At 43.7% G+C, this 24,108-nt stretch carries 22 protein-coding genes; 13 read left to right on the top strand and 9 right to left on the bottom strand.

From position 1 onward, the window contains the following. Both RT143_RS06490 and hflX read right to left on the bottom strand, forming a co-directional pair. Nucleotides 1-532, bottom strand: a 532-nt coding sequence (locus RT143_RS06490; RefSeq protein ID WP_409519696.1) for a transglycosylase SLT domain-containing protein, incomplete at its 3' end; no start/stop codon positions are given. A gap of 762 nt (nucleotides 533-1,294) precedes the next feature. Beyond that, entirely contained in the window at nucleotides 1,295-2,665 is a 1,371-nt protein-coding gene (gene hflX, locus RT143_RS06485; RefSeq protein WP_313091963.1) for a ribosome rescue GTPase HflX, read from the bottom strand. Between the two features lie 413 nt (nucleotides 2,666-3,078). Here hflX and RT143_RS06480 point away from each other — a divergent pair, with 413 nt between their 5' ends. The 7 genes from RT143_RS06480 (at nucleotide 3,079) to RT143_RS06450 (ending at nucleotide 8,888) form a co-directional block, all read left to right on the top strand. Continuing rightward, nucleotides 3,079-4,077: a GNAT family N-acetyltransferase gene (locus RT143_RS06480; RefSeq protein ID WP_313091961.1), complete on the top strand. Its 999-nt coding sequence runs from the start codon at nucleotides 3,079-3,081 to the stop codon at nucleotides 4,075-4,077. Nucleotides 4,078-4,265: 188 nt separating this feature from the next. Beyond that, nucleotides 4,266-5,144 carry a lysophospholipid acyltransferase family protein gene (locus RT143_RS06475; RefSeq protein ID WP_313091960.1) on the top strand — a complete coding sequence of 293 codons (879 nt, stop codon included), beginning with the start codon at nucleotides 4,266-4,268 and terminating at the stop codon, nucleotides 5,142-5,144. A 427-nt stretch (nucleotides 5,145-5,571) separates the two neighbouring features. Further along, the gene (locus RT143_RS06470; RefSeq protein WP_313013525.1) at nucleotides 5,572-5,934 is read left to right on the top strand and encodes a roadblock/LC7 domain-containing protein; all 363 of its coding nucleotides are present in this window, start codon (nucleotides 5,572-5,574) and stop codon (nucleotides 5,932-5,934) included. 88 nt (nucleotides 5,935-6,022) lie between these two features. Then, complete coding sequence (locus RT143_RS06465) at nucleotides 6,023-6,517, top strand: PAS domain-containing protein (protein WP_099808397.1); 495 nt, start codon at nucleotides 6,023-6,025, stop codon at nucleotides 6,515-6,517. Beyond that, a complete protein-coding gene (locus RT143_RS06460) occupies nucleotides 6,517-7,263 on the top strand; it encodes a phosphate/phosphite/phosphonate ABC transporter substrate-binding protein (RefSeq protein WP_313091957.1) in 747 nt (248 codons plus the stop codon). The genes RT143_RS06465 and RT143_RS06460 overlap by 1 nt, the downstream gene beginning before the upstream one ends. Before the next feature lie 203 nt (nucleotides 7,264-7,466). Beyond that, on the top strand, nucleotides 7,467-8,099 hold the full coding sequence (locus RT143_RS06455) for a hypothetical protein (protein WP_007117202.1): 633 nt from the start codon (nucleotides 7,467-7,469) through the stop codon (nucleotides 8,097-8,099). Nucleotides 8,100-8,210: 111 nt separating this feature from the next. Beyond that, nucleotides 8,211-8,888 carry a hypothetical protein gene (locus tag RT143_RS06450; protein WP_313091955.1) on the top strand — a complete coding sequence of 226 codons (678 nt, stop codon included), beginning with the start codon at nucleotides 8,211-8,213 and terminating at the stop codon, nucleotides 8,886-8,888. A gap of 78 nt (nucleotides 8,889-8,966) precedes the next feature. Here the strand turns inward: RT143_RS06450 and fkpB are convergent, their stop codons facing one another. From fkpB to ribF, 4 genes are all read right to left on the bottom strand, one after another. Then, nucleotides 8,967-9,461: an FKBP-type peptidyl-prolyl cis-trans isomerase gene (gene fkpB / locus RT143_RS06445; RefSeq protein ID WP_050324732.1), complete on the bottom strand. Its 495-nt coding sequence runs from the start codon at nucleotides 9,459-9,461 to the stop codon at nucleotides 8,967-8,969. Between the two features lie 23 nt (nucleotides 9,462-9,484). Next, complete coding sequence (gene lspA, locus RT143_RS06440) at nucleotides 9,485-10,033, bottom strand: signal peptidase II (RefSeq protein ID WP_313091953.1); 549 nt, start codon at nucleotides 10,031-10,033, stop codon at nucleotides 9,485-9,487. Next, on the bottom strand, nucleotides 10,026-13,343 hold the full coding sequence (gene ileS / locus RT143_RS06435) for an isoleucine--tRNA ligase, N-acetyltransferase domain-containing (protein WP_313091967.1): 3,318 nt from the start codon (nucleotides 13,341-13,343) through the stop codon (nucleotides 10,026-10,028). Before ileS ends, lspA begins: the two co-directional genes overlap by 8 nt. 439 nt (nucleotides 13,344-13,782) lie before the next feature. Then, nucleotides 13,783-14,796, bottom strand: coding sequence for a riboflavin biosynthesis protein RibF (gene ribF / locus RT143_RS06430; RefSeq protein WP_313091951.1), 1,014 nt, complete (start codon nucleotides 14,794-14,796; stop codon nucleotides 13,783-13,785). Nucleotides 14,797-14,921: 125 nt separating this feature from the next. On the opposite strand from ribF, the gene RT143_RS06425 reads away from it, so the two are divergent. Further along, on the top strand, nucleotides 14,922-15,446 hold the full coding sequence (locus tag RT143_RS06425; RefSeq protein WP_313091949.1) for a GNAT family N-acetyltransferase: 525 nt from the start codon (nucleotides 14,922-14,924) through the stop codon (nucleotides 15,444-15,446). Between the two features lie 67 nt (nucleotides 15,447-15,513). Here the strand turns inward: RT143_RS06425 and RT143_RS06420 are convergent, their stop codons facing one another. Both RT143_RS06420 and RT143_RS06415 read right to left on the bottom strand, forming a co-directional pair. Further along, nucleotides 15,514-16,668, bottom strand: a complete 1,155-nt coding sequence (locus RT143_RS06420) for a PilT/PilU family type 4a pilus ATPase (protein ID WP_313091947.1) — start codon at nucleotides 16,666-16,668, stop codon at nucleotides 15,514-15,516. Nucleotides 16,669-16,717: 49 nt separating this feature from the next. Further along, entirely contained in the window at nucleotides 16,718-17,767 is a 1,050-nt protein-coding gene (locus RT143_RS06415) for a type IV pilus twitching motility protein PilT (protein ID WP_219299044.1), read from the bottom strand. Between the two features lie 267 nt (nucleotides 17,768-18,034). Between RT143_RS06415 and RT143_RS06410 the strand changes: the two genes are divergently transcribed. The 3 genes from RT143_RS06410 (at nucleotide 18,035) to RT143_RS06400 (ending at nucleotide 21,411) form a co-directional block, all read left to right on the top strand. Continuing rightward, entirely contained in the window at nucleotides 18,035-18,760 is a 726-nt protein-coding gene (locus RT143_RS06410) for a YggS family pyridoxal phosphate-dependent enzyme (protein WP_313091945.1), read from the top strand. 425 nt (nucleotides 18,761-19,185) lie between these two features. Then, on the top strand, nucleotides 19,186-19,710 hold the full coding sequence (locus RT143_RS06405) for a C40 family peptidase (protein ID WP_313013496.1): 525 nt from the start codon (nucleotides 19,186-19,188) through the stop codon (nucleotides 19,708-19,710). Nucleotides 19,711-20,061: 351 nt separating this feature from the next. Beyond that, on the top strand, nucleotides 20,062-21,411 hold the full coding sequence (locus RT143_RS06400; RefSeq protein ID WP_313091942.1) for a GGDEF domain-containing protein: 1,350 nt from the start codon (nucleotides 20,062-20,064) through the stop codon (nucleotides 21,409-21,411). Nucleotides 21,412-21,447: 36 nt separating this feature from the next. Here the strand turns inward: RT143_RS06400 and truD are convergent, their stop codons facing one another. Continuing rightward, entirely contained in the window at nucleotides 21,448-22,536 is a 1,089-nt protein-coding gene (gene truD / locus RT143_RS06395) for a tRNA pseudouridine(13) synthase TruD (protein WP_313091940.1), read from the bottom strand. A 337-nt stretch (nucleotides 22,537-22,873) separates the two neighbouring features. On the opposite strand from truD, the gene RT143_RS06390 reads away from it, so the two are divergent. Further along, the gene (locus tag RT143_RS06390; RefSeq protein WP_313091938.1) at nucleotides 22,874-23,500 is read left to right on the top strand and encodes a GNAT family N-acetyltransferase; all 627 of its coding nucleotides are present in this window, start codon (nucleotides 22,874-22,876) and stop codon (nucleotides 23,498-23,500) included. A gap of 94 nt (nucleotides 23,501-23,594) precedes the next feature. Further along, a complete protein-coding gene (locus tag RT143_RS06385; RefSeq protein WP_313091936.1) occupies nucleotides 23,595-24,107 on the top strand; it encodes an META domain-containing protein in 513 nt (170 codons plus the stop codon). Nucleotide 24,108 lies beyond the last annotated feature (1 nt).

Here is a 24,108-nt window from a genome sequence, read left to right as displayed (position 1 = left end):
TTTGTAAAAATTTCAAATATTTGGCTGCGCCCTCGATGTTTTCGGCAGGGTTCCAAGCGTTATACACACCGAACCGTCTAGCTGTCGCAGGCATTAATTGCATTAACCCCTGTGCCCCAACAGGTGAGCGCGCATTGGGATTAAAACCTGATTCAGTATGCATCATGGCTTTCATCAATGCAGGATCGACCCCATGACGCAGCGCCGAAGCCACAATCATGCTATCGTAGCTATTTTTGTTGCCACGTGCACTGGCAGGTACTGCAGCTTCATTGGCGCCCCAATTGCTATAACTATGCACATTGGTATCCGCGTAATAAGTCACTTTGACTTTTTTGGTAAAATTTTGGAAGTTATTCCCTGCAGGGCGGTTGTTGCTGACTACATTGGTCAACAGCACTTGACCATTGCTGTCTTTAAACACATACATATTGCCAGCGTTCGCTGCATGCATATTTGCCAAACTGCCCAATGACAATAGAGAAGCCGCTAGCCAATAAGGTAGGCGAGGTTTCTTTGCAAACAATCCCATAAATATACCTATGTAAAATTTTTGACAATACGTCACGGTAAAGCACATGGCTATAAAATTTGAGGTTAGCGTAAGGCTTTAAAATCACATAAAAAGATAAAATTCGTTATGTTTCAATGACATTTGATAACAATATTATAAAAGAATTGGCATGAAATATACCATAAATCTGTCAAAAACTGGTTAAAGTTTACAAAAAATCAGATAAGGGGAAAAAGGGAATCAATTGCCAAAAAACTTGTAGAACTTTTGTGTTGGATAAGAAGGATTAGAAAAAAAAGGGTTCAAAATTTTTAGTCATAAAAACTATCAGATTTTCAAGCCTTAAAACTTAAAAAAAAAGTAAAATTTTTTGCTTGCACTTTGCAAAAAAATGTAACTATATGATTTATATAACTAAAATAATTGGTTAAAAAATAACCAATTTAGAGGTAACCTATAGAGATATGCGGTTTATTGTTGTCAAGTCATAAGTTATCCACATGGTTATCCACATAAATTGGGGAAAATGACCTAAATAATTGATATTTATAACAAATAAAACAAAATAAAAACCAATAAAACCGAAAAAAATCTCACAGCCCATTTGCTACATGACAAAAGAATAACAAATTGACGAAGATATTTTTAAGATTTAATCAACTTGTAGTCAATAAGTGCAGTCTATCGGGCTGTATGGTTATTTATTCGGCCAAAAAAACCTGCGTCAACTTAAATTTTGATGCAGGTCTACTATTGTTATATTGTTAAATGGCTAACAAGTTATGTCTCGTCGGCAGTATCCAATGGTTGCTGCTGTAGCAATTGTTCAAATGGCTCAAGCACTGGCGCAAGAAGTTTGGCTTGTGCTTGCGACAACACTTCTTCAGGTGCGATACCAAATTCACCCAACAACTGCTTAAGCTTGTCCACCGACATCGTGGCAGTCAGTTTGGTTTGACCCGTTTCATCATAGCTGAGGTCTTCAATCACTTCTAACTTATGCAGTTCGTGTTGCAATTGTCCAAAATTGGCGGGTAAGGTTAATTCAAACCGCTGTAATTGACCTACCAATAACTGCTGCACGGCAAGGGTGAGTTGCTCGATACCTAACCCCTCATGGGCAGAGACATACACCCGATTGGGCTTGGCTTTATCACTATAACCGATATGCGGCGGCTCACCTGTGAGGTCAATTTTATTAAACACATTTAGCACAGGCACTTGATTATCAATTTCCGCTAACACAGATTGTACCGCGGCGATTTGCTCATGCATGTCTTCACGATGACTATCAATGACATGCAGCAACAAATCTGCCTCTAAGGTTTCTTCTAGCGTGGCATGAAAGGCTTCCACTAGCTCATGCGGCAAATGGCGGACAAAACCGACCGTGTCGACAAGTACCACCTTACCCACACCCGACCACGACACACTCCGTAACGTCGGATCAAGCGTCGCAAATAGCTGATTGGCGGCATAGATGTTTTCATTGGTCAGGGTATTAAATAAGGTTGATTTACCCGCATTGGTATAACCGACCAGTGAAATTGTCGGCACCGAGGATTTTTGGCGTTTGGCACGACCCTGTGCGCGGGTTTGTTTGACCTTATCAAGCTTGGTTTTGAGCTGCCCGACACGCACCTGTAACAAGCGTCTATCGGTTTCGAGCTGGGTTTCGCCTGGACCGCGTAGACCAATACCGCCTTTTTGACGTTCCAAGTGCGTCCAGCCGCGTACCAAGCGAGTCGCTAAGTGATTAAGCTGGGCAAGTTCAACTTGCAGTTTACCTTCATAGGTTCGCGCACGCTGGGCAAAAATATCCAAGATAAGACCCGTTCTATCAAGCACACGGCACTGCACCAAGCGCTCAATATTACGTTCCTGCGATGGGGTCAAACTATGGTTAAAAATGACAATATCTGCCTCATATTGCTTGACAAGTTCCCCGATTTCTTCGGCTTTACCCGTACCTACAAAGTATTTGGCGTCAGGCTTAGACCGCGTACCTGTGACCAAGGCTTGTTTTTGCGCCCCTGCCGAATCCACCAGTAATTCAAATTCTTCCAAATCGTCTGGGTCATTGAGATGGGTAATGTTTAAATGGACTAAGATGGCTTTTTCACCACCTTCATAACGCTCAAAATACTCCAATGATTTATCCTTTCGTTATGAGTGTAAAAATGTGTCTATATCTAATTATATTATCTAAGTCTATTAAGTTAAACGTTCGCTTAAATAGTCGATAGCCGCGTTAGAAAAGCGCTAGACACGATAGATGGATTATGTATATCAATATAAGGTTTTTTTGCAGAACTTTTAGTCAAATTTACAATTAGTAACTTAAAACGGGGATAAAGGCGCAGGTTTGGTCATGGTTTTGCCATGAAAACGTCATTGAAACGACATTGGTGTCACGCATACTGACCTTATGCAGACTGACTGACCATCCATAATCGGATGATAGCGGCTTTGTAGCTTTGACAATGAGTCAATGACAAGCTAAGGCATTTTTCGCTCCGCACATGGCCAATGCCATAGCAAAAATCACCATAGGTAACAGTAAGATGACTGATTTTGTAGAACAAACTAATGTTGTAGAACAAAATAACGGCGCCAAATTATACGAAGATATCGCCACTTATCCTGTTGATAGTCTTTTTAATACCCAGTTTGTTGCGCAGTTGCTGGAATATAATTTTGCTGATATGGCTGTGGTCGAGACCCTAGCCCCGCTGGTGAATCCAACGATTAGCCGCCCAAGTACCCGCCAACGCCCGTTATTTAAGTCAGTGATTATTAACGTGAGTGAGGATAAGTTTTCGCTACAAACCGAGCAGCATTTACTCAATGCCCAGCGCCTACGCACTTTGACCTTTACCCAAGCGTTTTCTGTAAGTTTTGGGGGATTTCACCCAAGCTCAGAGCAGCCGCTAGATCGGGATGATTTTGATAATTATTGCACCCATGTGGTGGTGTATGACGAAACTCGGCAAGATAGCTTTGGGCAACCACTCGCGGTGGCAACCACCCGATTATTGGATAAAAACGGCGCGATAAAAGCTGGGCATTTTTATAGCGAGCATGAGTTTAGGCTGGGTCGCTTGCTCGATGATTACCCGTATAATGTGCTAGAAATCGGTCGTACTTGTGTGCACCCGGATTATCGCGGTATTACCACGATTAATCATTTGTGGGAATCCATCGCGGCAGTTGCCAAAGCTTACAATGTCAATGCGTTTATGGGCTGTGCCTCAGTTCCGATGGAAGAGGGCAATGTGCAAAACTGGTTAGATCATCAGCTTGATAGCACCAAGCTAGATGTCAAAGTGACCCGTAAATTGCCAGAGCACAAACTATCCGCTATCGATTTGGCGCAAGTGGCTGATGTGGACTTGGCAAATCCGCAAAATTTTGCCTTGCCAGCGTTATTGAAAATGTATGTCAAAATGGGCTGTAGTCTTGGCGCAACGGCTTGTTATGATCCTGAGTTTGATTGTGCCGATGTGTTTGTTTGGTTGCCGTTTGAACAGGTCAAACCGCGCTATCAGCACTATTTGCACTAACTTGTTTATTGATAAAGGCAAAAGTGCTAATCTTAACCAAGATAAACTGGGTTTGGTTACTATTATTGAGTGATTGATACTTAGGGATTGCTATTGGGTTATTGCTAAAACTCAAAAAGACGCAGTAAGCCGTGTGCCCAATAATTTGCTATACTACATCCACAATTTTTCACTAACATATTTACCTTATGCAAAAATCTGACTCTAACCTCGCCCCATCTGTGCTGACGATTAACAACCTACTAAGCGAAACGGCAAAACAACTGCGACAACCTGCTACCTACAGTAAAAAGAATTTGGCGACCCAGTGGCAACGCAGCAAGCGCGTTGTGAGCTTAATGGCTGCGATTCAAACAGGTATTGGCTATGCTTGGCAAATTAGCCGCACACCAAATCCCGATAATCAGCAAATCATCCAATTGATTCAAAAATTCTGTAAAAAATCGCTCAAATCGTTAGGCATTGAGGTGACTGCACTTGAGCCAATACCGACGCATCACGCGCTATGGGCGAGCAACCATATCTCTTGGCTCGATATCCCTGTGGTGGGTAGTATTGTACCGACTTTCTTTTTGTCCAAAGCCGAAATCGCGCATTGGCCGGTGATTGGGTGGATGGCGTCCACCGCCAATACCTTATTTATCAAGCGCGGTTCGGGTGATACCAGTAAAATCAGTGAGCAAATGAGTGAGTTTTTATCGCAAGGCTCACCCGTGGTTTTCTTCCCAGAAGCGACGACCACAGACGGCACAGCGATTAAACGTATATATGGTAACTTATTGCAGTCTGCGATGGACAGCCAAGTGCTCATTCAACCGATTGTGATTTGCTATGTCAACCAAGATGGCGAGCTTGACCAAAACATTCCGTATTATGGCGATATTGGCTTGATAGATAGCGTCAAACGTGTCCTTGATAATCGTCCTACCAAAGCGTATGTGTTGCCGTTAGCAGCCATTGACCCTGCGGGTAAAACCCGAAATGAAATTACCGCTATCTTGCAGCAGCGCATGGTGGATGGATTAGCGCGTTTGCACCAACAAGTGGTTCACGCTAAACAGCCTTAATAGTTACGGTTTTCTTATAATTAATTATTAAAGCCAAGCGCTTATTGTCTTGGCTTTTTTTTATCCTATGAATAGCAAAGACGCTCACTAAAATTTTTCAGTCTCTTTGCATTGTAATAAAATGTAAAAATTTTATTAAATTATGTTATCATACTACCCAGCAAAACGTTATGTGACACTCAGTTGCGATTATAGATTGGATACGGGGGTTGAACCGTTAACCTCCATAAACCACCGATGAGCGCCGCTTAATCAGCCCCTCACTTAACAACATTTCCCATCTATTTTTGCCCTATTATTTTTGCACGATGCCAGCCATAATTAAGAATGATTTTAATACGGATCGCATGGGTGCAAGTTTATTTTTATTTTGCCCACTAAATTTGCCCACTAACCCCTAATTTTGTTTACTAAAAAGGTTCTTGATATGCGTACCGATATGTTCCAACAAATCTTAAACGACCTAAACAGCTCTTCAGCTGATGTGGAAGCCTCGGCGTTAATTTCGACCGATGGTTTGATGATTGCGTCAGCCTTGCCAGCGGGCATTGATGAAGACCGTGTCGGTGCGATGTCAGCGGCGCTACTATCACTCGGTGACCGTGCAGGTCGAGAACTCGCGCGTGGCAGTATCGAGCGCGTCATGGTACAAGGCGAAAAAGGCTATGTGATTATGTCGGCATCGGGTACTGAAGCGGTATTGACCATTTTGACCAAACCAAATGCAAAATTGGGTCTAGTGTTCTTGGATATGAAGCGTGCGGCTGAAGCCTTATTAAAACTTATCTAATATTTATAAACATTAAAAAGTTTCTCCTTTTCAGCCTATCACTAATATTAGCAACCGTGACTCAATCAAAAATTTATAAGGAGAGGTAATGAAATCTGTACAATTACCCGATATGGACAAACCTGCTGGCGATGCTACAGCGCATCGTCTGACTTACTCAGATGGCTCAAGTCGTATCGTTTATACCACCGAAAACGAGCTGCCTTATCCCGATGGCAAACTTATCGTTTCACGCGTGGATTTAGATGGCATTATCACCCACGCCAATGACGCCTTTGTGGATATCAGTGGCTATAGCCGTGATGAATTAATTGGCGCGCCGCATCATATTTTGCGACATCCACAAATGCCAAAAGCCGCCTTTAAAGACTTGTGGCAAACAGTCGAAGCGGGCAAAAAATGGCATGGCTATGTCAAAAACTTGTGCAAAGATGGTAGCTACTACTGGGTGTATGCAACGGCTGTACCCAATATCCGCCATGGCGAAACGGTTGGCTATACCTCGGTACGACGCAAACCATCACGCAGCAAAATCGCGCAAGCTGAAGCACTGTATCGCAAAATGCTAGAGGAGCAAGCCTAATGACAATTAATTTACTCATTGCGCCTGACTTCGCACCTGAGCGTTTTGCCGGGTGGCATATGCTCAATACACTGCTACAAAAACAATCAGGCATTCACATTCACTTGCTGACACCCGCGTCTGCGCATGAACAAAACGACTTAATCCAAGCGCAAAACGTGGATATTATCTATGCCAATCCCTTCGACGCAGCGACAATGATTCGGGAGCAGGGTTATCGCGCCGTGGCTCGTCCACTGGGCAAATCTAATGAAATGGTGATTGCCGCAAAAGCCGACAGTGGCATTGCAGCACTTGAGGATTTGAAAGCAGGCTGCACCATTGCCATGGCAGACAACCGTGATGTCAAATTGATTGGGCTTCGTCTGCTAGAAGCGGTGGATTTGTTAGAAGCTGACATTACTTGGAAAGTTACCGAGACTTACCAAGCCGCTGCGCGTAATTTGATTAAAGGCGAAGCCGATGCGGCATTCTTTTTATCAGAAGTTTATCATAGCTTGTCACGCTTGACCTTATCGCAGATGCAGGTATTGGTTGAAAGTGATTTGAGCGATATCAGCCATGTGCTACTGGTTAAAGAGAGTTTTGCCGACAGTGAGCCATTTATCGATGCCTTATTAAGCTTAAAAGACACCGCAGAGGGCGAACAAGTCTTACAAGAATTGGGGATGAGTGACGGTTTTGAGCCGATGACCCAAGAAGACGGCGAGTTTATGATTGATTTAATGGATACCTTATTGGATTAATCAGTCAAGCTTGTCTTCTTGCCCAACAGCGCAATTCATGTTTAGAAGTTGCGCTTTTTTTATGCTGAAGCGTTTTGATTGCAATCGGGTTTAATAGTATAGTAGGGGATAAATGCGTGGATTTTTCACAGCGTCAGTCACTAATACCTCACCCTTGTCACATAACTTTTTATATAATTAGGCTAATTTTTTGAGGAATCAGCATGTATTCATTGTCGAATCGTAATCGTAGAAAATTTCAAAAACATTGGCTTAATTTTCGTCTCTATAGTCGCCAAGTGATTGACCAACCGATGAATATGGATATCCATACCAGCCGCATCATGGCAGCGATGGAGCTTGATGAAAAAGAGCCCTTACAAGGTGCGTTAGCCGATATGTTTTATGGTTGTTGGTTTGACGTGCCCTATTTTGGTGACCGTATCCTCAACCAAGTCAGAGAAAAACTAACGCCAACGCTGCTACAAGGGTTTGACCAATGCATCAATCATGGTGAGTATGTGTTTAAAGTAAGCCATCTTGCCACGCGTTGGAGCGTATTGGTATCGCCTTCAATGAACACTTATCAACACCAACTACGTGTGTCCACTGATGACTCAAAAGTAGTGGCACAAATGACGATTGCTTCGCTATTAGATATCATGGAAGAAGAAGACGATCCAGAAGACCAAGCCGAGCAAATTGCCGAAATCGAGGAAGAGTTCTTTAACCATTGTGTTGTTTGTCATGACCGATTGGCATTTAGTATGGTTTGGTGGGAAATGTCAAAAAACAAATGGGATTTTAATGACAAATGGCTTGAAACCAAAGAATATTTTGCCAAGCAAGCCGCTTAACCTTAACCGAATCGATAACTTAGCAACCCAACCAATAAATGAGCTTTTGCATTCACCAATGCTATCATACAACATTACCTTTGCCGTCTATCAAAATTTAAGGAAAGCAGCATGCTAGAACAAAACGACACTTATATAATTTTAACGCCTGCCGGGGTATTGCATGGTTTTTCAAGCGCCAATCCCTCAGAGCAGCAACTAGCCTTGCAAGCGGTGCTCGCCCCTGAACAAAGTATGACGGCGCGGGAATGGGGTGAGCGTTATAGTGACACTTGGCTAGATATGTTTATCGAAGAAGGTTGGATTGAGACCCTTGAAAAGCGGGTGGTCGCTCCGCACGTGCAGCTGGATAATTTCTTAAAATATGTAGCAGCGAGTCTATCAGGTAGTCGCCGTGTCGTAATTGCATCAGATGAAGGCTTTTGTCTAGCAAAAATGGGCTTTACCCAGCAAGAAGCAGATACGCTGTCGGTAGCCGCCGCCGATTTTTATGGCTTTTTAGAACGCCAACAGCAGCGCGGTTGGGCGGTACATGGCTATGGGGTGTCATTTTTTACCAGTATTGATATGTTGATGCCCAATACCAGTATTGTTTTTTTATGGATCAACAAAACGGGCTATTTCTTGATTATTGAAGATGAGCCGCTCATCAATAACCGCGCTTTTGTGGAATTGGTGTGGGGTATTAAAGCGACGGGCGAACGTTTTGAGCAGCGTGCAAGACTGGCAGAACAATCAGACGCTAAAGAAGGTGATGCGGCAGACGATGATACCCAAACGGTTAATTGATAGACAATAAAAAACCGCTGAGAGTTAATCAGCGGTTTTTTATTGAAAACTTCCATTTAGTTTAATGCCAGCTGAATGTCAGCTGAGTGTGATACCTTTACTATCTTTTGGTGTCACTCTAAAAATCTGCACTTTAAACAGTATATTTTGACCTGCCAATGGATGGTTAAAATCCACTTTGATGGCATCTTCATTGACGTCACTGACCACACCCACGAGCGTGGTTTTGCCTTTATCTTCAAATTCCATCATGGTACCGACTTCAGGCAAATTGCCCGTCACGGCAAACTGCGCATGACTAAAAGTCTGTACGTTATCAGGGTTCCATTGACCAAACGCTTCGTCAGGCGACAGCGATGCGGTGCGCGTGTCACCCGCTGTCAAATTGATGAGTACCTTCTCAAACCCTTCAAGCAGACTACCATCACCCACCACCAAGCGAACAGGTTCGCCACGCTCAAAGGTTGAGTCGATGACGGTGCCATTTTCTAAGCTGACCTCAAAATGCAAATCAACGGTTGAGTCTTGAGTGATGCGGGTTTGTTCGTTTGGCGTAATAATGTCATGATTCATGCGGTTGTTCATCCATCTAAAAATTAAAGGGTGTTACGTTTGGATTCTAATAAAAACGCATCGATTAAAATCAACACAACGCCAATATTAATCGCCACATCAGCTATATTAAAAATCGGGAAATGCCACGCATTGCCATAGTGGACATGCAAGAAGTCAATCACATAGCCCAAACGTACCCGATCAATCAAATTGCCCAAAGCGCCCGCCATCACCAATGACAAGCCTAAAGCCAATAATTTGGCTTGTTGGGGTATTTTGCGTAGATACGCCATGATACCAAAGGAAACAGCCAGTGCCAGTCCGCTAAACAGCCATTTTTGCCAGCCGCCTTTATCTGCCAAAAAACTAAACGCCGCGCCATAGTTGTGGGCAAGGGTAAAGTTAAAAATCGGCTGAATAATCGCCGTAGTTTGGTACAGCTGGTAGTTATGCTCAAAGTACAACTTGGTGAGTTGGTCGACAATTATTGCCAAAACCGCAATACCATACCACATCATGGCTTTGTTGCCGTTGATGGGTAGTGTAGTGGACGAATGAGTGGCAGCAGTCGTTGCCTGTGTATTAGGCATAATGACGCACCTCGCCTTGACCTTCGACATTCTGGGCGCAGCGACCACAAATTTCTGGATGGGCAGGATTGATGCCGATATCTTCGCGAATGTGCCAACAGCGGATACATTTTTCACCCGTGGCAGGCTTGACTAATACCGCAACTTGGCTGTCTTCGTCGCTATAAGTCACATCGCTTGGTTGGTTGGTTAATGCCGCTACATTGGCTTGGCTTGAAATCAACACAAATTTGAGTTCATCACCTAATCGATTGAGTGACGCCATGGTAGTATCTGGTGCATACACGGTGACATTAGCCGATAAATTTGCATTAATCACTTTATCGGTGCGCGCAATTTCATAGGCTTTGTTGACGGTTTCTTTGACATTCAAAATCGCTTGCCAATCCGATTCGCTCACGTCATCCAATACTACTTCTGGGAATTCATACCATTCTTCGGTAAAGATGTAGCCATTGCCATTGCTTGTATGCGGACCTTTTAAGATTTCCCAGGCTTCTTGTGCGGTGAATGACAAAATCGGTGCAATCCAGCGCAGTATCGCATGGGCAATATGATAAATCGCGGTTTGTGCTGAGCGGCGCGCTTCACCATTGGATTTGGTGGTATATTGACGGTCTTTGATAATGTCTAAATAAAAACCGCCCAAATCTTGTGAACAAAAACCCACCACCGCTTGACACACTTGGTGAAAATCCATGTTGGTATAAGATTGGCGAATATCAGCTTGTACCGCCTCAGCGCGTTTTAAAATATACTTGTCAAGGCTGACTAGGTTATCGGCATCCACCATGTCGGTCACTGGGTCAAAGTCGTCTGTATTCGCCAGTAAAAAACGAATGGTGTTACGAATACGGCGATACATATCGGTAGTGCGCGCAAAGCCTTCAGTCGATACCGCCATCTCGTAACGGTAGTCACTTGAGCCGACCCACAGACGCACGATATCAATACCATATTTATTGGCAAGTTCTTGCGGCTCAAAGCCTTTGGTATTGCCTTTGGATTTTGATAATTTATAGCCCTTGGCATCTACGGTAAATCCGTGCGTCAACACTTGCTTGTACGGTGGACGACCATAAATCGCTTCACTCACCAAAAGTGACGACTGGAACCAACCCCGATGTTGGTCAGAGCCTTCAAGATATAAATCCGCAGGATTGGCTAAGTCAGGACGATTGGCAAGCACGGCAAAATTGGTTGACCCTGAGTCAAACCACACGTCTAGCGTATCGGTCGATTTTTGATACTCTTTAGCATCATCTCCAATAAAGTCTTCAGCCGCGGCATCAAACCATGCTTCCACACCACCTTGCTCAATCACTTGCGCGACTTTTTCCATCAGCTCAGCCGTATTTGGGTGCAAATTGCCCGTGTCTTTATGAATGAAAAAGGCAATCGGCACGCCCCAAGTACGTTGGCGGCTGATACACCAATCTGGGCGACCATGCATCATCGATTCGATACGATTTTGTCCCCAACTTGGCGTCCATACCACTTTTGGAATATCGGTCAACGCCTGTTCACGCAGACCTTGGCTTTCCATGTTGATAAACCATTGTGGCGTTGAACGGAAAATAATCGGCGTTTTGTGTCGCCAGCAATGCGGATAGCTGTGAGTAATCACGTCATGCTTGAGCAAATGGTCACTGGCTTTGAGCATTTCGATAATTTTTGGTTGCGCTTTATAAATATGTTCGCCGACAAAGACTTTGGCTTCAGGCAAATACACGCCGTTACCTGCGACTGGGTTTTCGGTAGGCAAGTGAAATTTTTGCCCGACCACATAGTCATCGACACCGTGAGCGGGCGCAGTGTGCACCAAACCCGTACCGCTATCTGCCGTCACGTGGTCACCTGTGATAATCGGCACTTGACGCTCGGCAATCAGTGGATGCTGGGCTTTAAGTACAGTTAATGCATCGCCTTTCACGGTCGCCAACACACTGTATTCTTTGGCGTTAAACACACTCATTAAATGCGGAACTAAATTGTAAGCGACAATTAAATGGCTGATTCTCGGCTGTGGTTTTTCGCCTGCCATTTGATAAAACAAGCGCTCGCCCAAACCATTGTCAGCGGTTTTGTGATAAGTTGCGCCAATTTTTTCTAACGCTTTGGCAGAACGCTGATTATCAGGGGCAACATGAAACCAAATCGTTTCTCGCTGCGGTTGGGCGTGACTTAGCATAGCCGATTTAATTTCAGCATTGGCCCCTGATCCCCAATACTCACGGGTCAAAAAGGTATAGCCAATGGCAATCGAATTTTCTTCAACATTATCATCATAAAAACGGGTTGTGCCGATAATGTTATTGGTTTTTTTATCGACAATCACAAAGGCTTTTTGCTCAAGGGCTTTTTTGAAATACGGCTCAAATACGGCAGGTTCGTGGCGTTTTTCCGGTAACATTTCCCAAATCAAAGGGTCAGATGCACTTGCCTGTAAAGCGGTTTTATCGTCTTTGGTTAAACGGCGAAGTAAATAATTAGGCGTGTCTAGGGTGGTAGGAATAGCAAATGCTTGTTTGTTAAACGTCACTTTTACCACGGAGTACTCTAGCTCAGAGCTTGCGGTAATCGCTTGATTGGCAGGCAACGTCCAAGGCGTGGTTGTCCAAATCACCGCCTGTAAAGCGCCATCAACCGCTTTAGTCGCCGCTAATGCCTCACGGTTGACGATATCAAAACCGACATAAATCGCATCGGACTTTTTATCTTCATATTCTACTTCCGCTTCTGCGAGCGCCGAACCACAATCCAAGCACCAATTCACCGGCTTCATACCGCGAGTGATATGCCCGTTTTTGTAGATTTCTGCCAATGCACGGACGGTATCAGCTTCTTGCTTGAAGTTCATGGTCAGATAAGGATTTTCCCAGTCACCCAGTACGCCCAAGCGTTTAAAGTCAACCATTTGCAGGTCAATTTGGCTTTTGGCATAGTCACGGCAAGCGCCGCGAAACTCGGTTGACGTCACGATGGCACCGTTTTTGCTTTTGTCTTTATGGGGTTGACCCACTTTACCGATAATGCCTTCTACTTTTTGCTCAATCGGCAATCCATGACAATCCCAACCCGGTACATACGGCGCGTCATAACCGTCAAGCGTCTTGTATTTGACAATCATGTCTTTAAGCACTTTATTCACCACGTGACCCAAGTGAATCTGACCGTTGGCATAGGGAGGGCCATCATGCAATACATACTTTTCACGACCTTGGCGAGCGCGACGAATTTGGGCATACACATCGTCGGCAAACCATTGTTCTAGCCATTTAGGTTCGCGTTTGGCAAGGTCGCCACGCATGGGAAATACGGTATCGGCAAGGTTTAGGGTGTCTTTATAGTCGATTGACTGATTGTCAGTATTGTCGGTCATGTAACTCTCGGTATTCTATAAAAAGTGCAAAAGGTAAAAAATTGATAACAGGGTATTATATGTTAAAATTGGCAGATTGACAAAGCGTGGTTTAGCTTATCTCATGCTTGATTTTGCTAAGTTTGTCATAAAAAAATCTCACTCACCAAAATAGCTATAAACGCTAAAGATAGTTGAAGAAGGATACAATTTTCCACCAGCGTACAAGGGTTGCCCCACTTACTGTTTATGCCAAACGGCAACGCAGGGTATAAGGAAGTGTAGGCAGGTTATTTTTAACCCTACCGACTCAGAGAATTGGAATAGCTTGGGTAAGCCTAGTATGTTGCTTACGAGTAGCAGGGTGGAGGCTGACACGCCAAAGTCATTAAGGGATTGATTTTGCAAAGGCTTGCTGCTCGCGCCAGTCAAGTAAATCCACCACGTCTTGGGCAATGCCTTGTTTTAACGCGTCAAGCCCAGCATAATTTTTTTCCCCATGTAAAAAATGCAAAAACGTCACCGTCAGTTCTCTGCCGTACAAATCCCCGTCAAACTTTGGAAAATTGACTTCCAGTCGCCATTCTACCCCATACTTATTTTTTAGCGCAGGGCGAGTACCCACATTGCAGGCGCCAAACAAACTGCCTTTAGTAAGTCCTTGCACGCCTGTTTGACTGTTTTTCCCCAGTGTTGATAAATCTGTGCCATCGGTAGCGGTAACCGATACCGCAAAAATCCCATGCAGGGCAGGCTTGATGCGGTTTAGCGCAATATTGGCGGTGGGAAAATCAAGGGTGCGGCCGATTTTATCACCATGTTCCACCATGCCAGTAATCGCATAATCTCGCCCTAGCAGATGCTTTGCCGTTGCCAAGTCTCCTTGTTGCAAACAGTCTCGAATGCGGGTTGAGCTGACACGCTCATCTTGATGCGCATGGTCGGTCACGGTATGCAAAATTTGTACAGGCAAGCCAAACGCACGCAAAAACTCACTATCGCCAGTGCGGTCATGCCCAAAGCGAAAATCATCCCCTAATACCAGATGCTTTACGTTTAACTTGACCAACATTTTGGCAAAATCGTGTGCCGATAAATTCCGAAAGTCATTATCAAAATTTGCCACAATCAAGCTATCGATACGATGTTCAGCAATCAATTGGGTTTTTTCTGCCAAATTGGTGAGCCTTGCAGGGGCGGTTTGCGGGCTAAAAAACTCACGCGGCTGTGGCTCAAATATCATCACCATACTGGCAAGTTGCTGAGATTTTGCCAAAGACTTGGCTTTATCCAGCATCGCTTGGTGACCCAAATGTACCCCATCAAAATTACCAATCGTCAGTACCGAATCAGGTAATAGGGTTGGATTTTTTAGCCAGTCAGATAAGTCAATCACGTTCATAGGCATCGCAAACTATCAATTTTATGAAATCGCTTATTATAAAGTAAAAATGTTGCTAACATACGCGCTAATAAGATTTTTCGGCAAATTTTAGCCGCATTTTTTGGTTTAACTTTGGAGTACCCATGTCTGCAGCGCATCACAACCTTTGTATTCGCCTAGCTGCGATTGATGATTTACCGCGCATCGTTGAAATTTATAACCAAAGTATCGCAGGTAAGCAAGCCACAGCGGATTTACAGCCTGTGAGCGTGGCAGATAGGCAAGCGTGGTTTGATGCCCATACGGGTAATCGTCCGTTGGTGGTTGCCCAAACTCGCTCCGAAACTAGCTTAGGTGAAATCATCGGTTGGGGCAGTTTATCTGATTTATACGCGCGTCCTGCCTATCATATCAGTACTGAAATCAGTATCTATGTGGCACAGGAAGCCAAGGGGCAAGGCGTGGGCAAGGCGTTGGTCAATTATTTAATCGAAGTTGCGCCAAGTTGTGGCGTGCAGCAAGTTGTTGCGCTCATTTTTGCCCATAATACACCAAGCCTTGCGATGTTTGGTAAGTTAGGATTTGAGCCATGGGGCAAGTTTAAGCAAGTTTGTGATATGAACGGATTTATTGCTGATGTGGTGATTTTGGGAAAAAGTGTAGCTTAGATAAACAAGGCGCATGTTGAGCCTTGTTTGTGTTACAAAATTATTGTTACTAGCAGACGATTACGTGTTAGTAGGATACTGCGTTGTCATTGGCTGCGCTATTATCATCAGATTGCAGTGAGAGCTCCAGCTCGCTTTCCTCGGTTTTATTGGCCGATTTACTCTCTAGCTTAATAAGTAGGCGTAAATCGTTGGGTGAATCAGCGTGTTGGATGGCATCGCGGTAAGTGATGTCGCCATTTTCATACAAATCAAACAACGCTTGGTCAAAGGTTTGCATCCCTAGTTCACGGGAACGTTTCATGACAGGCTTAATTTCGTGGATTTCCCCTTTACGGATGTAATCACCAATCAGTTGCGAATTGAGCAAAATTTCAATCGCAGGGCGGCGACCTTTGCCATCAGGGGTAGCAATCAGTTGCTGCGCCACAATGGCTCGAAGGTTCAATGATAAATCCATCAAAATCTGCTCGTGATGTTTTGCTTCAAAGAAGTGAATAATACGCTCAAGTGCTTGGTTGGCATTGGTGGCGTGTAGGGTGGCAAACACCAAGTGTCCTGTTTCAGCATATTGAATGGCATAATCCATGGTTTCGCGGGTACGAATCTCGCCAATCAAAATCACATCAGGTGCTTGACGTAGGGCGTTTTTTAATCCTGCTTCAAATGACTTGGTATCAATGCCAACTTCGCGTTGGGTGATGATACAGCCTTTATGTTCATGCAGGTATTCAATCGGGTCTTCGATGGTGATAATATGGCCGCGCGAATTCTCGTTGCGATACCCCATCATAGCTGCCAGTGTGGTAGATTTACCTGTACCTGTCGCGCCGACTAGTAGCACGATGCCGCGTTTTTTCATGGCAATTTCATTCAAAATCGGTGGTAGATTGAGGTGCTCTACCGTTGGGATTTTGGTTTCAATTTTACGTAGCACCATGCCCGCACAGTCTTTTTGGACAAAGGCAGAAACACGAAAGCGTGCGGTTTGGTTTTTGTCAACAATGGCAAACTGGCATTCTAGGGTGTCGTCAAACTCTTTGCTTTGAGCAGGCGTCATCACGCTTTTGACCAGCGTCATTGATTGCTCTGGGGTCAACGCTGACTTGGTGACTGGCGCGATAGTACCATTGACTTTCATTGATATGGGCGCATCGGCGGTGATAAAAAGGTCGGAGCCGTTTTTTTGTATCATTAGCTGCAGTAATTTATCAAGATCCATAACGCGTCTCTCGCATTGGTTTTATAAGATTGTTTCTATCAAACAGTTATCACATAAAATTTTCAGGTTGTTTGGCATATTGGCGCGCCGATTCTTTGCTAATCACGCCCTTATTGACCAACTCGCGAAGGCTTTGATCGAGTGTGGTCATACCATCGCCTGCACTGGTTTGGATAGCAGAGTACATTTGGGCGACTTTGTTTTCACGAATCAAGTTACGAATCGCAGGCGTACCAATCATGATTTCATGCGCGGCGACACGACCACCCGTTTGGCGTTTGAGTAGCGACTGCGAGATAACCGCTTGCAGCGACTCAGATAACATCGCTCGAATCATGTCTTTTTCGGCGGCGGGGAACACGTCGACCACACGGTCAATGGTTTTGGCAGCAGATGAGGTATGCAATGTCCCAAATACCAAGTGTCCTGTTTCAGCAGCCGTCAATGCCAAGCGGATGGTCTCAAGGTCACGCATCTCACCGACAAGAATAACATCAGGGTCTTCACGTAAGGCAGAGCGCAGCGCAGCATCAAAGCTTAAGGTATCACGGTGGACTTCCCGTTGGTTGATGAGGGATTTTTTTGATTGATGCACAAATTCAATCGGGTCTTCGATGGTTAAGATATGTTCTTTACGGGTTTCATTGATATAGTTAATCATCGCTGCAAGGGTAGTTGACTTACCCGAACCTGTTGGACCTGTGACCAGTACCACGCCGCGTTTGTAGTTAGAGATTTTCTCAAAAATCGGTCCCATACCAAGCTGTTCCATCGTTAATACCTCAGATGGAATGGTACGAAATACCGCACCTGCGCCCCGGTTTTGGTTAAAGGCATTGACACGAAAACGCGCCACATTAGGAATTTCAAACGAAAAATCGGTTTCAAAAAACTCTTCATAATCGGCACGTTGTTTGTCGTTCATGATGTCATAAATCAAACTATGCACTTTTTGGTGATCGAGCGGCGGCATATTGATTTTGGTGATTTCACCATCTACCCGAATCATCGGCGGTAAGCCTGCTGAAATGTGTAAGTCAGAGGCTTTATTTTTGAATGCAAAACGCAATAAATCGTCAATCGATAATTCCTTTGCCATGATAGCGAATCCTACAGGTGGGTAATGAAAATACAAAAGCAGCAATAGAAAAAAGCCGCGGGAAAAAAAGATAGTTATACTATAATCATCCGCCCACAAAAAAAACAGAAAAAACTGACTAGGGGTCATAGTTTTTTGTTGATTTTAGCTTATGTTAAACTCAATTGGAAAATTGGGCACACAAGTGCAAAAAAAACGTTACCTTAACCCGGTAGCCATCAAGCCAGTCCCCTATCAACAGGAAAAGTTCAACAGGAAAAGTTAACCATGCAAACATTCGACGCACAGCAGCCATCGGCGACAACCGCAACAGACGCTGAAAACCAAGCCTTGATAGCGCGTTGGCAACAGATGAAAACTGACGTTGCTAGGCTCAATCCAACTGTCAAACTGCTTGCCGTATCCAAAACCAAACCCAACTGGATGATTCGCACCTTAGCGCAGCAAGGTCAGCAGGATTTTGGTGAGAACTATGTGCAAGAAGCGGTGGCAAAAATCGCCGCACTCAAAGACGTTACTGCCAACGAGCAGCCATTGGTGTGGCATTATATCGGTCATATCCAGCGTAACAAGACCAAAGAGTTGGCAGCGCATTTTGATTGGGTGCATGGGGTCGATCGCTTAATTATTGCCCAGCGTCTCAATGAGCAAAGGGGTGAACACCTTCCGCCACTCAATATCTGTATCGAAGTCAATATTGACGATGAAGCCAGTAAATCAGGCTGCCAGCCGGACCATTTACCCGAATTGGTGACAGAGATTAGCCAATTACCCAACTTGCAATTACGCGGACTGATGATTATCCCTGCCAAAAATTCAGCCGCTGCCTTTGTCAAAACCCAGCAATTATTTGAGCAAAACAAGCGATATCATGCGCATCCTGAGCAGTGGGATACTTTGTCAATGGGCATGAGCGGCGATATTGAACAAGCCATTGCCGCGGGCGCCACCATCGTTCGTATTGGCACCGCCATTTTTGGGGCGAGAGATTAGTGCGAATGATGGGGTAAAAAGACAGCAATTTAACAATTTTTAGCCTTTTTTGCTCAACTATTAAGCAGGGTCAGTTACACATTGCCCCTGCTTTTTTTACCTTGCACCAAAATAAATACGGGGTAATAGGCGGTTATTTAACTAAATGTTGCGTTAAATCAATGATTTTATTACCAAATTATTGCTGTATGCTTTCTATAAGCTTTCTGTAAGCAAATTAGCTTACATTGTAATATTTTTTAACATTTTATGGAAAAAAGATATCCACATCCAAAAAACTTTATTGGTATGATGGCGTTGTTTTACAGAATGTAACCAGTACAATAGTTATGTAATTTTTATCCGTATATCAACTTTTTAGCATTTAGCAATCAATTGTGATATAGCCCATATACGGATAAAAGTTCTGAACGGATTAAAGCCCTATGAACTTTCTTCAAAAAACTTTATTGACCGCTCTACCTTGTGTCTTGTTAAGCGTAGCCCCCACCGCTGCCAATGCCGACAATGGTATCACAGAATATTTCAGTAGCTTTAACTCAAGCGTTTCTGAAAATACAGAGGGTGGCTCAAAAGTAGATAGTCTCATTGCAAAAGCCAAAAATTTTATTGGCTTACCTTACCGCTGGGGTGGCACCAGCCCAGCCAGTGGTTTTGACTGTAGCGGTTTTATGCAATATGTTTATAAACAAACCGCCAACATCAATCTGCCACGTACCTCAAGCAGCATGGCGCAAGTGGGTGAACGTATTAACCGTAGTGAGTTAAAGCCAGGCGATATGGTGTTCTTCTCTCACGGTGGTGGTCGTATCTCTCATGTGGGCATGTACATCGGTGAAGGTCGTTTTATTCATTCCCCATCAACCGGCAAAAGTATTTCTATTACAAGTTTAGATTCTGGCTATTGGGCAAACAAATTCGTGACAGCGCGCCGTGTCTTGGACGCTTAAGTTCAATTGACAACGTCACGATGAATGTTAAACAATCAGGTTAAATCAACCAATCAAGTTAAAATGCTATAAACTGTAGATTAAGGTAAGCTTAGGCTTACCTTTTTTATTTGGTCGAGGAAATTTTGATACAAATAGATAAGTCAAGAATAATTAAAAAAAATTAAACATTTACCCATTGGTTATTAATAAAGTATTAGAATGAAGCAATAATACCTTATATAATCTTTAGGGTAAGTTAACTGCAAACGACTAAAACTAATCAATGAACGACAATGACTGACATCGCTGTTGATTTGTTTAATGCGTGACGCCCTTTTTTAATAGATTTATTGATTTTGCAATAATCCTATGACCCAAACCGCCTTGCCAAGCTTTAAAGAACAATTGCAGCAAACGCTAAAATTTTTTAGCTTTAAACCTTCGCTATATATCAATTCGCCAAGAGTCAACGATACCAATAAATTCATGCTGTTTATTATATTGGCGTTGGTTGAGACATTTTTTCATTTAATTTGGTATGCGACAGTTCTTGTCATCACATCGCCCCTAGATATCTTTCCTTTTGCTCAGATGTTCAATCAAATTTTTAATCGCAGCTTGATGATAAATATCACCTATTTGGGACTCGCGATGGTGTTGTTTTGCGGGTATTCACTATGGGTCATCACCCGCATTCCTGAACAGTCAAGACTTTGGCGGGAGTACCAAATCTTTTTTGTAATCATCTATTTGATTTATGAAAATCTTTTTATCGTCTGGATTGGTAACAACAGTGCGCTTGAAGGTGTAATGCTGATTAGCGCCACCGGTCTTGGCATGGTGCTATTAAGATGGCGACTGGTCTGGGTGTCGTTTGTCAGTTGTATTGTTGCATTATTTATTTTTAATATGAGTAATAGCATGAACTGGTGGCAATTGCTGCCTAGGTTGTATCCAAGCTTAGCAGCGCGTAGTCATTGGCTTTGGGGATTGTCTTTTAGCTTTTTGGTAACCGCCAAGGCAACAGTCACGCTGTATTGTATTTTACAGGGCATGAAAGTCATGAACTTTCAGCGCCGCAAGATTTATGATTTGCTAGAAGCTGATGCGCTCACCAACATTGCCAATCGGCGTACCATTTATAGTTTTTTGAGTTATTTATGGCAACGTAAAAGCGATTGGAATACGCTTAGTGTGATTTATATTGATTTGGACAAATTTAAACATATCAATGATAAATATGGTCATGATGCGGGTGATGCGACGTTGATTTGTACCGCGAATATCTTAAAAAACTTCTTACCGACAGGGACGATGTTTGGACGCGTGGGTGGGGAAGAGTTTTGCATCATCTTGCCTAATATGGGGATTGAGCAAGCCTACGATATGGCAGAGCAGCTGCGCCAGGCTTTTGAAAAGCAAGTGGTGAGATATGGCATCTTTGATACAGAAATTCAATTTACCGCAAGCTTAGGTATAGCCAGCCTTTATCAAAATCATGGGAGAGATAGCGACCACACGCTTGATAATCGCGGTTTTATCGAATATATGCGCGAGTATATGCATAGTTTACCAACCATGCCTGCACTGCCGCCTGCCCTTGAGCGCATTATCAAATTTTCCGATTTGGCAATGCAGCAAGCCAAAGCCAATGGTCGCAACTGTGTGGTCAAAGGTCAATGTTATTTATTGATGACGCAAAGCAATCAGCCTTCATAACTTAGCCTTTATAATTTAGCTTCTATAACCCAGCCTTCATAATTCAGTAGTGAGTACCGAGCTTGCAACAAGCGTATCAATCATCGTCGTTGCAAAACTGCCTGCCGGTAATTCAAACTCTAACACCAATGTCTCACCGTCTTGCCAAACCCATTGTAAGTTACTAGGCAGCATACGCAGGGGGCGGCGCTGCTGCTTTAAACCAAACTCAATCAAGCCTTGACTTAGCTGCTGATAAATGGGATTGTCAGTGATGACTGATAGTTCTAATGCGTTAACCTTACCACTGCTTTTTAACTCACCTGCGCCCCACATCGGTGCAGTCAAATGGATATCGCCACTTTGTAGCCTTGATAGCATGGTTTCATCTATATGCTGTGCCACAAAAATACTGTTCGAACCCGCCAAATTCATCACATCACCATCAAGCGGTTGGTTCCAGATGCCCAATGCGATACGTTTTGCCAAGATGGCATTGAATAATTCACTACGCGCTGCCGACAGATACAGACTGATTTTATCTTGGTCAAATTTGCGATGAATTTTTTTACCCCTAATTGTATGATGGGTAAATAGTTCGATAGCGGCATCAATATTATTGGCATCTTGCCCAAAGCGCTGCTCGCCAAAATAATTGGGAACGCCCTGTGTTTTGATGGTCGCAAGTTGTTGCTCGATGGCAGCTTTCTCGCCCACTACGTTGCGTAGGGTGATGATAAACTGATTGGCCTGATGAGTACCGCGACCCAGTTTTTTGTGATGCCAATGCTGTGCCAGTATTGCTAGGGTTTCATCGCTAGCTAATTTGGTCTGGACAAATTGCTCAAAATTTGGTTCAGGGGCAATTTTTTTTGGCAAGCGAAGACTAAACCACTGCGTCGTCAGCGCATGACGATCTTTGAGCCCCGAGTATCCCACATCCTTAAGTGGGATGCCTGCCCATTGTGACAGCAACTTTGCCACAAAATTGGTATTCATACGGGTTTTTTGAATATGAAGCCAAAGATGCTCCCCCAAATGGCTGCATTCAATGCCAAGTTTTTCATGGACAATAAAATCAGTGGGTTGTTGTTTATAAATCGCCGATTGAATCGCAGGGGTATAGGGTGAAGGCAGTTTTGGCATGCTAGTATTACTTGTAAAAGGTTTATTTTAACAAATGGATGATTGATAAACCATCTCGATTACGGATTCGATTATAGCAGCGCTTTGTTATCCGCACGCTTTGTTTTCTCTTACTAGGGCGTTAAAAATATGAAGGCAATGAAAATGAGATCAAATACGGCTTGAATGCCAAAGCAATTGCCAATAAAGTAACATTCAATCAACTGATCTTCAATAAAGTAACAGTGCTTAATTTAGGTGGGTTGGGTGCATTGGGTGGCAAAATCGGTCAGCTGACTTGGCAAAATGTTTAACGCACCCTATGTTTAGGGAATGTGAGCATAAAAAGAGAAAAAACATGAAAAACCCTGATAGCAATATCGATAAAAACGCCGTGCAATTACGCGTTGCCAAGCAACAAGACGTCGAAAATTTGGTAACTTTGCTCAATCGCTGCTACCGCTCAGATGAAGGCTGGACCAATGAAGCTGCTTTAATTGGTGGGATTCGCACCACTGCCGAGGAAATGACAGCCTTGATAGACAACCCCAACGTTTATCTGTTCGTGTTTGAAAATCCGCACGATAGCGATGATTTGCTCGGGTGTATTTCTGTGGATTTCTCACCCATTAATCATCAGCCAGCGGCATATATTGGCACTTTTGCGGTTCATCCTGCTGTGCAAGGTAGAGGCATTGGCGATACGATGTTGTCTGCGGTAGAAACGTTTGCTATCAGACACGCCCACGCCAAAAACTTAACCCATTTACCTTTAACCCATTTGTCCATGTCGATTTTAAGTCATCGACCAGAGCTGTTACGTTATTATCAGCGCCGCGGTTATTCACTGACAGGGGAGAAGATGGCATTTCCTAGAGACGGCAACAATGGCGACCCAAAACGCGATGATGTATTTTTAGAGTTTTTGCAAAAACCCATTCAAGCAAATGAAGCGTCCATCAAATCTAGTAATACAATCGAATAACAATAATCGTCATGCTGAGCAATAAATTCTTAAGGGCATTTTATATAATGGTTGCAATAATTTTTTATACAATAATTTTAAACAAAAGGAAATCATGATGAAAAAATGTGCCAAAACCTATTCACTAGCGCTAAGTTGCTTGATAGCAGGAACGCTGGCAATGACAGGCTGTCAAACTATAGCGGATAGTAAGTTAGGGATCGTGAACCCGACCCAAGCGGTCACCTTACCGTTAGCCGATGCCACGTTGCAAAATTATCGCTGGCAATTGGTCTCGGTGACTGATTTGGCGGGTAAACCCACTAAACTTGAATTGTTTAACCAAGCCAAACCGCTGTTGGTCAGCTTTGATAAAGGACGTGTCAGCTTTGACAACACCTGCAATCGTATGTGGGGCAATTATAGCTTGACCCATAACAATGTATTGATAAAAAATATCGTTTCCACGCGCATGATGTGTATGCCAGAATCGCGCATGGCATTTGATGCCGCTGCGCCATCCACGCTTAATGGACAATTTAAACTAACGCAAGATAGCAAAGGCACACCGATGTTGACGGTAACCGATAACAACCAAATCAGCCTGTTTAAAGCGATTGCCAAATAAG

The organism is Moraxella sp. CTOTU48268, from assembly GCF_032069585.1.
GTDB lineage: Bacteria > Pseudomonadota > Gammaproteobacteria > Pseudomonadales > Moraxellaceae > Faucicola > Faucicola cinerea.
Note: the sequence above shows the minus strand (reverse complement) of the source record. Positions and strands in the feature narration are given on the sequence as shown.

Bases quoted from the DNA above. Each gene is read 5' to 3' on its own strand.
- RT143_RS06480 (WP_313091961.1), top strand. From the start codon at position 3,079: ATGACTGATTTTGTAGAACAAACTAATGTTGTAGAACAAAATAACGGC.
- RT143_RS06475 (WP_313091960.1), top strand. From the start codon at position 4,266: ATGCAAAAATCTGACTCTAACCTCGCCCCATCTGTGCTGACGATTAAC.
- RT143_RS06470 (WP_313013525.1), top strand. From the start codon at position 5,572: ATGCGTACCGATATGTTCCAACAAATCTTAAACGACCTAAACAGCTCT.
- RT143_RS06465 (WP_099808397.1), top strand. From the start codon at position 6,023: ATGAAATCTGTACAATTACCCGATATGGACAAACCTGCTGGCGATGCT.
- RT143_RS06460 (WP_313091957.1), top strand. From the start codon at position 6,517: ATGACAATTAATTTACTCATTGCGCCTGACTTCGCACCTGAGCGTTTT.
- RT143_RS06455 (WP_007117202.1), top strand. From the start codon at position 7,467: ATGTATTCATTGTCGAATCGTAATCGTAGAAAATTTCAAAAACATTGG.
- RT143_RS06450 (WP_313091955.1), top strand. From the start codon at position 8,211: ATGCTAGAACAAAACGACACTTATATAATTTTAACGCCTGCCGGGGTA.
- fkpB (WP_050324732.1), bottom strand. From the start codon at position 9,461: ATGAATCATGACATTATTACGCCAAACGAACAAACCCGCATCACTCAA.
- lspA (WP_313091953.1), bottom strand. From the start codon at position 10,033: ATGCCTAATACACAGGCAACGACTGCTGCCACTCATTCGTCCACTACA.
- ileS (WP_313091967.1), bottom strand. From the start codon at position 13,343: ATGCGTGGCGACCTTGCCAAACGCGAACCTAAATGGCTAGAACAATGG.
- ribF (WP_313091951.1), bottom strand. From the start codon at position 14,796: ATGAACGTGATTGACTTATCTGACTGGCTAAAAAATCCAACCCTATTA.
- RT143_RS06425 (WP_313091949.1), top strand. From the start codon at position 14,922: ATGTCTGCAGCGCATCACAACCTTTGTATTCGCCTAGCTGCGATTGAT.
- RT143_RS06420 (WP_313091947.1), bottom strand. From the start codon at position 16,668: ATGGATCTTGATAAATTACTGCAGCTAATGATACAAAAAAACGGCTCC.
- RT143_RS06415 (WP_219299044.1), bottom strand. From the start codon at position 17,767: ATGGCAAAGGAATTATCGATTGACGATTTATTGCGTTTTGCATTCAAA.
- RT143_RS06410 (WP_313091945.1), top strand. From the start codon at position 18,035: ATGCAAACATTCGACGCACAGCAGCCATCGGCGACAACCGCAACAGAC.
- RT143_RS06405 (WP_313013496.1), top strand. From the start codon at position 19,186: ATGAACTTTCTTCAAAAAACTTTATTGACCGCTCTACCTTGTGTCTTG.
- RT143_RS06400 (WP_313091942.1), top strand. From the start codon at position 20,062: ATGACCCAAACCGCCTTGCCAAGCTTTAAAGAACAATTGCAGCAAACG.
- truD (WP_313091940.1), bottom strand. From the start codon at position 22,536: ATGCCAAAACTGCCTTCACCCTATACCCCTGCGATTCAATCGGCGATT.
- RT143_RS06390 (WP_313091938.1), top strand. From the start codon at position 22,874: ATGAAAAACCCTGATAGCAATATCGATAAAAACGCCGTGCAATTACGC.
- RT143_RS06385 (WP_313091936.1), top strand. From the start codon at position 23,595: ATGATGAAAAAATGTGCCAAAACCTATTCACTAGCGCTAAGTTGCTTG.